Raw genomic sequence first — 8,448 nt, forward strand, 5'->3', positions numbered from 1 at the left:
CGTATTTCATTAGCTTTACTTATGAATTACCAGGGGTGAGCGTAGAAGACAGGTGAGCGAGCGCATAATTTCAGACCTCATATTACCCCAGCGACGACTTTTGCAAGAGGTCTAATCCATAAAATAGTCCTAAACAGACGGTGGCTGCGCTAGTATGATGCACAAGGAAGTTGCGTGTTAACTGAGGTAGAAGCCGAACGCAACAGAGCGATCGCAGCTAGAGTATAGGACAGCACAACAGGCAGAACGGTTAAGAACTGCGGGTCTCGATCCAGATACGTGCCAGATACGTGAAATTATCCCGCCAAGGGTTCGTTCATTTTGATTACCGAAGGTTTCCCGATGTCAAAATCTCCCTCGATTATCAATGCTGATAGGAGTCGCTCGGTTACTCCAGAACTTCTGAAAGGTTTGGAAGGTTTCCTTGCCTTTATCGATAACGGAACAGATATCGAGGCAGTTTTTGATATTGCTGCTGCCTTAGCCAACCATGAAGTTTCTGCTGCTGCGATTACCTATCTCAAGTCCTATCCTGAAATCGCTCAACTTTTTGAAGAACAATATATTGCACCGACTCCCAATTTAGAAGCGTTACTCAAGCTGCCTGAAGATTCGTTAGGCTTTGCCTATGCCTCTCATATGCGAGCAGCCAACCTCGATCCAGAGTTTTATCGCCAAGTCGAGCTTCAAGATGACACAAGCTATTTAGCACTGCGTATGCGACAAACTCATGATATTTGGCATACCGTTACAGGATTTGGCACCGATCCTGTTGGAGAGATTGGGCTGCAAGCATTTACGCTCGCGCAAAATCGCTCTCCGCTCGCAGTGATGTTGATTGCCGCAATCACCCTGAATACGATCAAGATGAACAGCGATTTAAACCCGCTTGTAAGTCTCATTCAGCAGAGCTACGATTTGGGGGATCGGGCAAAACCCTTTCTAGGGCAGAAGTGGGAAGAGGCTTGGGAAAAACCACTAGCAGACTGGAGAGCGGAGCTAAATGTCACTCCTTTTCGCCATGTTTGAGCAGAGTTAGCGGTTGTTTAATCTGCCACGTTTGAGCCTGGGATTCCAGCAAAGACTGATGGTAATTTGTCCACGTAGAGTGATGCCCGACACTCAAAAAAGTCGTCCCTTTCGCGTGTAAATTCAGAGTACACGCGAATCGGTGGCTGCGGCTATCAAGCGAGCGCGCTAGGTGAATCGCCACTGCTAATCCTTATCTTCTCCATCCTTCTCCTCTTGTCCATCCTTCTCCTCATCGTCATTTTGATCGGATGAGCCAGTGGTCTCTTGCCCCTCGTTATCGTCATCATCAGCCTGATTACCCTGGTTGGATTCTTTTTCCGATTCTTGTACAGGTTCGGAATTTTTAGCGGCTTCACCACAACCAATCAGAACGATATTCCCAGCGAACATCACAAGCAGACTCAAGCAAAAAGCACTAAAAGATTTATTCCACAGCGGTATCATTTGGGATTTGGATTCTCCATCAATACGATTCATATCTTTTTAAACTTTAGCGAACTGTACGGGATTTAAACCCTAGATTTGATATGTCTATGGTCATGGATTGGCTTATCTCTGGACTTGTGCTTGCCAGCTTCCATTGACTCGGCTATTTCAATCAGCAGGTATTTTTTCACAAATGGGATGCTTCTGCCATCGCCCTTTAGGTAGTCGATGGCAGTTCCAACAACTCCGGTTGTTCTTCGACAAGAGCTAGGGGTTGTTTAAGCTGCCAAGTCCTATCCTGGGAGAGTTCCAGCAATGACTGATGATAATTTGCCAACGTAGCACGATGTCCCACACTTAAGAAAGTAGTCCCTTTTGCCTGCAAATGTTGATACAACCGTTCCTCGTTATCCAAATCTAGGGCGCTAGTTGCTTCATCTAGGATGGCGTAGTTGGGTTTGTTCAGCAGCAACCGGGCGAAAGTTAGCCGTTGTTGTTCGCCCAAAGAGAGGACATCTGCCCAATCCTCCTGGGCATCAAAACCGCCAAATCTTTCCTCTAAACCTGCTAAATTAACCTGTTCCAGCACTTGCTTTAAGTGTTCGTCGTCAACCTCAAGATGCGTGTTGGGATACAGCAATTGATCGCGCAGAGTACCAAGCACCATGTAGGGACGTTGCGGCAAAAATAGGATCTCGTCGGATTCAGGACGAACAATTTTCCCTGTACCAGAATCCCACAAACCTGCGATCGCTCTCAGCAGCGAACTCTTACCACAACCACTTGGTCCCATCACCAAAAGTCCCTCTCCCGCAGGTAACTCTAACGACAAATCTTCGACTAATGTGCGCTGATAATTGGGAGTTTGCAGGCTGAGATGTTCGACTGCCAGCCGATCTGCTGATACCGTCTGAATCCTGGGTTGCTCATCGGATGCCCGATCTGCCTCTGCCTGTTCTAAAAACTGGGCAAAGGTATAAAGACGATTAATCCCAGCGCCAAAAGTGGTCAATTGCTGGAAGCGGGCAACGACAACATTGAGCGAGAAAAAGACGCGGACAAAAGCCCCCTGTGCCTCAGAAACTTTACCCACCTCCATTTCCCCGGCAAAAATCGCGGGTGCGACAACTAGGGCAGGCAGGACGAAGGGGATGAACTCATAAGCGTTGGTGAGAACATTTAAGTTTAATTCCCAAACCAGCAGGCGTTTGACGTTCTCAAACACATCGAGGAACCGATGCTTAACTTGGTTTGACTCCTGTTCTTCCCCTCGATAGAATGCGATCGCTTCCGCATTCTCCCGAATCCGCACCAAACCAAAGCGGAGATTCGCTTCTCTCTTCAATTGTTCAAAGTTGAGTCGGACAAGCGGCTTACCAAATACAAAAGTTGTTACTACTGTCCCAATTAGGGCATACAGCACCAGAAACAACACCAGGGGTTTAGAAATGCCCCAGAGTACGCTGCTGAAGGCGATCGTTGACAGCACAGACTGCACCAACACCAGTACAAAGGTGAGAGATTCCTGGGTAAAACTGCGAACATCTTCCGAAATCCGCTGATCTGGGTTATCGATTTCAGTGCCTGAGATATGCAGGTTGTAATAAGCGCGATCGCGAAAGTAGTTATCCACGAATCGATGGGTGAGCCATTTCCGCCATTGCAAACTCAGGCGATCGCGTAAATAGGTATACCCTGCGAGTAATGGTGCATAGATTACCAGCACGCCAATGAAAATGATGACAGTTTCCCAGAAGCGTGGCTCATCACGGGCTGAGAGGGCTGAAATCAGCACTCCTCGCTTGTTGTTGAGAACTACACTCAATCCCGTATACGCCAGCAGTAACAGCACTACGCCCAGCAATAACCCTCTGGCTTGCCATTTTTCATCCCCTGACCAATAGGACTTAGCGATCGTCCAGAACTGCTGGACTACATTGAAATTCAATCGATCCATCGGCTTATTTTCCTTACTTTGGCTGTCAGGAGATAATGAATAAAGGCGAATCAGAGCGAAATCTGCTCAACGATTGGTGCAACTCATCTCTGGACAATTGTTAAATTATGCTACAAATTTTTAACATGGTGAGTATCCCAGAGTAAGAGATTGAGATGATTGCAATGCCCTCTCAAGGGGCAGGCGGGCAAAACGTCAATAAGGTACCAACTTCTGAGCGCAGTTGCAGCCAATCAATACAAACTTCTGTCAAATCTTCAGGTATAAAAGTGCGGAGTGCGATGCCAATTGCAGAAGCTAACTATATAAAGACGCGAATCATAAGTGATGAATGGGCAACTTTAGCAGAAAACTAGCTTATTTATAGTCAGCTTGATTTGTGAACAAAGAGCATTACCGCGATCGCAGAAAACACAACCACGTCAATACATTAATCAACAACCGTTACTTTGGTACCTAACTTCACCCAACCCTTCTCAATTAACTGCTGCAAAGTGTTTGGGTCCAGATGGATGCAGCCACCTGAGTTAGCTTGACCAATATTCTCCGGATTGGGTGTACCATGAAGTGCGATTGAGAACCAGTAGGGCGTTCCCTGAAATGTACTCATTTTAGGACCCGTGATGCTTGTCGTTGAAGTGAGTCCGATATAGCCATTTCCATAGGCTCTGTCTGGGCTACCGTTCCCATCAAAGTCAAGATGGTTCATGTTCTTGAATAGCTGAACTAATCCTTGCTGAGGGTTAACTAAGTTGCGATACTGAGTAACTTTGACAAAACGCTTAACGTTATCTTGGGCAATCTGGTTGTACTCCGACTTTTTGTAGAGAATCAAGTCTACGCTCATCTCGCCTGTGGGAGTAACAAAGTCATTCATGTTTTGTTTGTCTTTGAGTCCACCCTTGCCAATGCCAATAGTTGCCTTGTAAATCGGAACGTTTTGGTTATTGAGTACCTCCAAGCGCTTGTCTATTCGATGAATGAGAAGCGAGTAACGTTCTTCTTGAATGCTGTTGAGTTTATCAGCATTATTTACGGATGGTGGCAAGGATTGTCGCTTGGCTTCAATTACGTTTTTTGGAGTTGAAACGACAGCATCAGATGATGTACAAGCGCATAGGGCTATTGGTAGTGCAACTAAGAGGCAGTTTGAGATGAGACGAGATGTTGTGAACACAACTAACCTAACTGGGGCTTGCTCAACTATTTCTCATCATATAAGGCAGATCCTCTGAATTGTTCTTCTACGCAGGACACGAGAATAAGCGATAGAGGATGCTGCGTTGTTGGCTCAAGTGGTTCAATACATTGGCGTATCTGCAACCTTGCTTGGTTAAAAGCTGTCAGCCACGAACTGAGAGTCCGAAAATACCAAGGCATTGGCTCCCACTCCTCCTCGCCAAAGCTCGTGAAGCGCTCGGTTCGCCAGTCCTCCTTGTAGGCGGTGTCGCCACAGGCACTCCACGGGTGAACCGTCTGCACAACGAGGTGTCCGTTAGGCGCTAGAACTGTACCCAGTGCAGCCAGCAGCGGTACAATGGCTTCCCCTAACAGCGAGAAGTTACAGACTACGAGATCGTATAGTCCATCGAGTTGATTCGGGTCGTTGACGAGTCGATCGTACGAGAGGGTGCGAAACCTACCCCCACCTGCTGTCTGAGCTTGTTTAACTAAAGCAGGACTCCCATCTACCCCAAAAGCTTGGATACCGCGTTCGTTTAATGCGCGTACCAGCCAACCTTCACCGCATCCAACATCTAGCACGCGGCGAGGTTGCAGCGCCACCAAAACCTCCACAATGGCGGCATCAGTCACAACGCGGCGACTAGATATTAGTTGCTCGCGGACTGCTTTTGTCCAAGCACGAGCATTCGCATTCCAACTTAAATGCAAGCGGTATTCCAAATCAGATTGGGACATAAAAGCCTCCAGTTGTGCAAATTATACGTGCAGCGATCGCCAATGGCATGAACAGTATGAAAGCACTCAAGCGTTGTCGAGGAAATACTTGCAGTACAAAGCGAACGTTTCTAGGCATAGTGAAAGAAAAACTCCGTGTTTGATATATTGCAGCTACAGAGGGAGCTAGAGGCGAGGCTGCTACTTTATGCTGGAATCAGCACCAATAGAGCGAAACTGGGCAACAATTTCTGTGCAATGCTGCACTGTCTATAATCAAGCGAATCAATCATGCTGCAAATTTCTAACACCGTAAGTATTCCAGAGCATGAGATTGAGATGAGTGCGGTGCGATCGCAAGGGGCAGGGGGACAAAATGTAAATAAGGTGGCAACTGCCATTCACCTGCGCTTTGACATCATCGCTTCCTCACTACCTGAACGCTACAAAGAGCGGCTGTTGAAGCTTTCCGACCAACGCATCACTAAAGAAGGTGTCATTGTCATCAAAGCACAGGAACACCGTAGCCAAGAGCAAAATCGAGAAGAAGCATTGCAACGATTGCAAGACTTGATCAAGAGTGCGATCGCAGTCGTCAAACCCCGCAAAAGGAGCAAGCCAACTCGTAGCTCTCAGAGAAAGCGTCTGGATAGCAAAACTAAGCGAAGTCAGATTAAAACGATGCGAGGAAAGGTTACGGATGAATGAGATGGTGCGAACACTCAGTCTTCCTCCCCACAAAACTCCGCAATCACCTGTGCCTTGACCGCATCTAACGGATAGGTGTTGGGATAAGTTGAAAACATCAGCATAATGCCCTGAAGCGTCGAGGAAAAATAGAGCGATCGCTGTCGTGGGTTAGCAACTCCCAATTCGGTGAACATCTGCGTCTGAATTTCAAACTGCTTTGCCTGCTCATCCATCAACTTCTGGCTATATTTCGCCACAATCGGGTCGAGCCTGGGTTGGGTAAACAGATTGAGATAAAATCGGAAAACCTCCGGTTGCCGTCGCACATCGTCTAACGCACCTTCGGCAATATGGCGAATTTGCTCAACAGGCGTTGACTTTGCAACGGCAGCATTCATGACAACCAGCAGATCGTTGAGCCGCACATCGACCATTGCTGCCAAAACATCTTCTTTACCCTTGAAGTAGTGGTAAAGCAGTCCCTTTGAAATCTGCGCTTGTTTGGCGATATCTTCAATCGACGTGGCGTGATAGCCTTTCGTGAAGAACAAATCCATCGCCGTTTTCAAGATTTGCTCCCGCGTTGCCTGACGGATGCGCTCGTTTTCTGCTGGGGTACGCGGCATAGGTTCTACTCACTGAGAAATTGAACGATCCGACTCGAAACCTCATCAGCATGAGTGAATGTAGGCATATGATCGGCTCCTTCAATGTAGGCAAAGTGAATGTCGGGTACCTGTTGAAATAATTCGGCAACCTTGAAAAGGTCAGGCATATCCTTTTTGCCGATGATAAACAGCGTTTTGGTTTGAAGCTCACTTAAGCGATCAATGGTGGGTGGCTGTGCCCAGAGCATCTCATAGGTTTTCCATTCAAAAGACCGTTTCATGTTGTGCGTTGTCATCTCAATTATGCGATCGCGCTGTGGACTGGACATCACGACGCTGTACACAGGATGGTTCAACAACACCTCAACCATTTTTTCCAAATCTGGAGCTACCACATTGATTTGCACGTACCATTGTTGAACATCGGGTGAGAACTGGAAGCCCGACAATCCAGGAGCGATCAGCACCAGCCTGGTTACTCGATCGGGATAAGCCAGGGCAAAATCGGTCGCAATTTGACCGCCGATCGAATGTCCAACTAGAATCACGCGATCGAGATTGAGATGGTCAAGCAACTGCCGCAAATCCTCAACATAGTGGGCAGGTTTGAGTAGTGGGGGTGACTGTCCGGCACCGCGTCCGTCAAAAGTGATGACCTGATAAGTCTGGGCTAGTTGCGGGGCAATCAACTCCCAATCTCGCAAATCTGCCATTGCGTTATGAATCAGCACAACCGCCTCACCCTTACCTTGAACTTCGTAATGCAAATCCATGTCTGTCTCCTTTCAGGTTTGTAGGACAGTCACAATGAACGTTTCAGCCTGATTTTCCAGCAACAGCCTGGGCTGATAGGATCGATTGTTTCATCTCCAGAATAATTTATGGCTGAACAATCAGTCAATAGAAAAAGCGGCTATTGAAGCTTTCCGACCAGCGCATTACCAAAGAAGGGATGATTGTCATCAAGGCTCAAGAACACCGTAGCTAGGAGCAGAATCGGGAAGAGGCGTTGCAACGATTGCAAGACTTGATTAAAAGTGCGATCTGCGCTTCGCTATCGCGTTACCCAAACCCCGTAAACCCAGCAAACCGACTCGTAGTTTTCAAAGAAAGCGTCTGGATAGCAAAACTAAGCGAAGTCAGATTAAGAAGTCAGATTAAGACGATGCGAGGAAAAGTTACGGATGAGTGAGTGGTACAGAAAAGACCTTGCTTATATTCACGATGTCGGCTTCAGGAGTTACGTTCTGCAAGCAATGCCAGAAATTCTGGCAATTCTCAAACAGCATGGCATTCAGGATGGACTGATTGTAGATTTGGGGTGTGGTAGTGGTCTGTCAGCTGAGGAGTTGGTTAGGGCAGAATACCAAGTCTTGGGAGTTGATATCTCAGCTGACATGATTGAAATTGCCCGTTGTCGAGTTCCTCTAGCTAAATTTCAGGTAGGCTCGTTGTTCAAGGTCGAAATTCCTGACTGTAATGCGGTGATTTCGATTAGTGAATGTTTTAATTACCTGTTTGACCCCGACCACCAAACACTTACCCAGGTGTTCCAACGCATCTATGATGCTCTCGCGCCGGGAGGCGTTTTTATCTTTGATATTGCAGAACCCGGACAGCTGACTTCTGCAACTCCAGTCAAAAGCTTTACTGAAGGCGAAGATTGGATTGTTTTGGTGGAAAAACAGGAAGATTCACAGCACATCCTGACTCGGCGAATCATTAGACCTCCTGCATGAATCAGGAGGCATGTGCCAGTTCGTAGTTCAGCAAGCCAGCAATTAGGTTTAAGCGCAAACCAAATCTCTGCCTGCGATTGCGATAACGTCCTGAAAA

Annotated in this window: 9 protein-coding genes and 3 pseudogenes; 5 read left to right on the forward strand and 7 right to left on the reverse strand. The window is 47.2% G+C overall.

Features of this window, described 5'->3' with window-relative positions; genetic code table 11:
• Positions 1–342: 342 nt before the first annotated feature.
• Positions 343–1,029: a Coq4 family protein gene (locus tag NDI34_RS27025; RefSeq protein ID WP_190531780.1), complete on the forward strand. Its 687-nt coding sequence runs from the start codon at positions 343–345 to the stop codon at positions 1,027–1,029.
• A 186-nt stretch (positions 1,030–1,215) separates the two neighbouring features.
• Here NDI34_RS27025 and NDI34_RS27030 read toward each other — a convergent pair whose 3' ends face one another.
• Positions 1,216–1,509 carry a hypothetical protein gene (locus NDI34_RS27030; RefSeq protein WP_190433004.1) on the reverse strand — a complete coding sequence of 98 codons (294 nt, stop codon included), beginning with the start codon at positions 1,507–1,509 and terminating at the stop codon, positions 1,216–1,218.
• Positions 1,510–1,675: 166 nt separating this feature from the next.
• Positions 1,676–3,415: an ABC transporter ATP-binding protein/permease gene (locus NDI34_RS27035; protein WP_348234374.1), complete on the reverse strand. Its 1,740-nt coding sequence runs from the start codon at positions 3,413–3,415 to the stop codon at positions 1,676–1,678.
• A gap of 107 nt (positions 3,416–3,522) precedes the next feature.
• On the opposite strand from NDI34_RS27035, the pseudogene NDI34_RS27040 reads away from it, so the two are divergent.
• Positions 3,523–3,630: pseudogene (locus NDI34_RS27040) on the forward strand (aminoacyl-tRNA hydrolase); the annotation flags it as partial.
• 215 nt (positions 3,631–3,845) lie between these two features.
• On the opposite strand, the gene NDI34_RS27045 reads toward NDI34_RS27040, so the two are convergent.
• On the reverse strand, positions 3,846–4,463 hold the full coding sequence (locus tag NDI34_RS27045; protein ID WP_348234375.1) for a L,D-transpeptidase: 618 nt from the start codon (positions 4,461–4,463) through the stop codon (positions 3,846–3,848).
• 155 nt (positions 4,464–4,618) lie between these two features.
• Positions 4,619–5,335 (reverse strand): class I SAM-dependent methyltransferase, encoded by a 717-nt coding sequence (locus NDI34_RS27050; protein WP_348234376.1) that lies wholly within the window; start codon positions 5,333–5,335, stop codon positions 4,619–4,621.
• Positions 5,336–5,605: 270 nt separating this feature from the next.
• On the opposite strand from NDI34_RS27050, the gene arfB reads away from it, so the two are divergent.
• Positions 5,606–6,022: an alternative ribosome rescue aminoacyl-tRNA hydrolase ArfB gene (arfB, locus tag NDI34_RS27055; RefSeq protein WP_190412468.1), complete on the forward strand. Its 417-nt coding sequence runs from the start codon at positions 5,606–5,608 to the stop codon at positions 6,020–6,022.
• 14 nt (positions 6,023–6,036) lie between these two features.
• On the opposite strand, the gene NDI34_RS27060 is transcribed toward arfB, so the two are convergent.
• Together NDI34_RS27060 and NDI34_RS27065 are read right to left on the reverse strand one after the other, a co-directional pair.
• Positions 6,037–6,630 carry a TetR/AcrR family transcriptional regulator gene (locus tag NDI34_RS27060; RefSeq protein ID WP_190536343.1) on the reverse strand — a complete coding sequence of 198 codons (594 nt, stop codon included), beginning with the start codon at positions 6,628–6,630 and terminating at the stop codon, positions 6,037–6,039.
• A 5-nt stretch (positions 6,631–6,635) separates the two neighbouring features.
• Positions 6,636–7,385 carry an alpha/beta hydrolase gene (locus NDI34_RS27065; protein WP_348234377.1) on the reverse strand — a complete coding sequence of 250 codons (750 nt, stop codon included), beginning with the start codon at positions 7,383–7,385 and terminating at the stop codon, positions 6,636–6,638.
• Positions 7,386–7,516: 131 nt separating this feature from the next.
• On the opposite strand from NDI34_RS27065, the pseudogene NDI34_RS27070 reads away from it, so the two are divergent.
• Both NDI34_RS27070 and NDI34_RS27075 read left to right on the forward strand, forming a co-directional pair.
• Positions 7,517–7,773 (forward strand): annotated as a pseudogene (locus NDI34_RS27070) (aminoacyl-tRNA hydrolase); the annotation flags it as partial.
• Between the two features lie 23 nt (positions 7,774–7,796).
• On the forward strand, positions 7,797–8,351 hold the full coding sequence (locus tag NDI34_RS27075) for a class I SAM-dependent methyltransferase (RefSeq protein WP_348234378.1): 555 nt from the start codon (positions 7,797–7,799) through the stop codon (positions 8,349–8,351).
• A 1-nt stretch (position 8,352) separates the two neighbouring features.
• On the opposite strand, the pseudogene NDI34_RS27080 reads toward NDI34_RS27075, so the two are convergent.
• Positions 8,353–8,448 (reverse strand): annotated as a pseudogene (locus tag NDI34_RS27080) (IS5/IS1182 family transposase); the annotation flags it as partial.

This window comes from Trichocoleus sp. DQ-U1 (assembly GCF_039961925.1).
GTDB lineage: Bacteria > Cyanobacteriota > Cyanobacteriia > Cyanobacteriales > FACHB-T130 > FACHB-T130.